Source organism: Vibrio sp. 2433-A1, assembly GCF_056726085.1.
The window spans coordinates 1-1,356 of sequence record NZ_JBRESC010000069.1; the positions used below are offsets into that span (position 1 = coordinate 1).

Below are 1,356 nucleotides of genomic sequence, written 5' to 3' on the forward strand. Positions count from 1 at the left end.
CCTTTCTTAGTCGATTTGTTTTGTCAGTCATTACAATGCTCTAAATAGAAATACACAGTGAAGACTATACAAAAAGATCAGACTTTTTAGAACATTAGCCGTTATTTTCATGCCAGCAGCTAACGCCAAATTAAGTAGTGAGCAACGCTACCACCTAACCTAAACCATTGTGCCGTAAACACTAAAGCCGATTCAAACCGAAAGTGCCAAGCGTTGCGAATCTGCTTAAATTTATTGTTAGTTTTCTAGAACAACGTATACGAAAAGTCTGTCCCTTTAATAGGTTGCGATTCGATACAGTTTTTATTGAGTGTCACCTCAAAATAGTCTGCATATTCACCAATAACCTCGTTTAACTCCGACGTTTCAATCACCGGATGAATACCAAGAGTCCACATACTTCTTAAGTCATCATGTGACGATTTTACTAATGCAACTTTACAAGTGTCTTCCATCATTCCACGAATGCACGACTTTACACTAGTATTTTGTTTAACTTCTAAAGCAATATACTGATCTAAAGCTGCTCGTTTTTTCCTGAAAACGAAATCAATTGCCATATACTCACGATGGCGTGCTCTCCTACGATCAATTGAGTATTGAAACTCTCGATCCCAGAATGCTAACGAGTGCTCAAGCTGATCTTCCAAAAATACTGAAAACTCAACTTGAAACCAAATTTCCCACCCAGTTATTGGCTTATCTTCAATAACTTGAAAACGTTTTTGGATATGTGTCTGCCCAAAAAACGAGTTAACCAAATCTAATACAAATTCAAAATCTCTACGTTCCATACACTCATAACTCAAATAGAAAACTAACGCCAAATTAAGGTGTGAACAACGCTAACCACCTTACCTAAACCATTGTGCCATAAACACTAAACTGGCTTGAAGTGAAAGCGCCAAGCGTTGTGAATCACTCTTAAATTTATTGTTATGGTGATTTTTATTGCATATGAAACAATTTGAAATTAAAGTGCACCATCCTTTTATTGAGACATAGAAATGAAACGCTTTTTACTACTGATTTCGCTTGGTTTATCTGCTAACACATTCGCAAACTGCTATGGTTCTGACTCATACAAAACTTGCTATGACGACAACGGTAACTCTTACAGCGTACAAAAGTATGGCAATACAACATCTGTTCAGGGCTATAACAGTCAAACAGGCTCAAACTGGAGCCAATCAAGCACTACCATTGGGAACTCTACATTTACTAATGGTACATCAGCAAATGGCAGCTCTTGGAACAGCACCACAAACAAGATAGGTAATAGTACATTCACTACAGGTACTGACTCAGACGGTAATTACTTCTCTTCAACTTGCAATGAATACGGTTGCTACTAGT

The 1,356-nt window shown here is 37.5% G+C and carries 2 protein-coding genes; one reads left to right on the forward strand and one right to left on the reverse strand.

The features are described from left to right. Nucleotides 1–245 precede the first annotated feature (245 nt). Nucleotides 246–794: a hypothetical protein gene (locus ACU01J_RS21650; RefSeq protein WP_481087454.1), complete on the reverse strand. Its 549-nt coding sequence runs from the start codon at nucleotides 792–794 to the stop codon at nucleotides 246–248. Nucleotides 795–1,007: 213 nt separating this feature from the next. Here ACU01J_RS21650 and ACU01J_RS21655 point away from each other — a divergent pair, with 213 nt between their 5' ends. Then, on the forward strand, nucleotides 1,008–1,355 hold the full coding sequence (locus tag ACU01J_RS21655; protein ID WP_481087447.1) for a hypothetical protein: 348 nt from the start codon (nucleotides 1,008–1,010) through the stop codon (nucleotides 1,353–1,355). Nucleotide 1,356 lies beyond the last annotated feature (1 nt).

Bases quoted from the DNA above. Each gene is read 5' to 3' on its own strand.
- ACU01J_RS21650 (WP_481087454.1), bottom strand. From the start codon at position 794: ATGGAACGTAGAGATTTTGAATTTGTATTAGATTTGGTTAACTCGTTT.
- ACU01J_RS21655 (WP_481087447.1), top strand. From the start codon at position 1,008: ATGAAACGCTTTTTACTACTGATTTCGCTTGGTTTATCTGCTAACACA.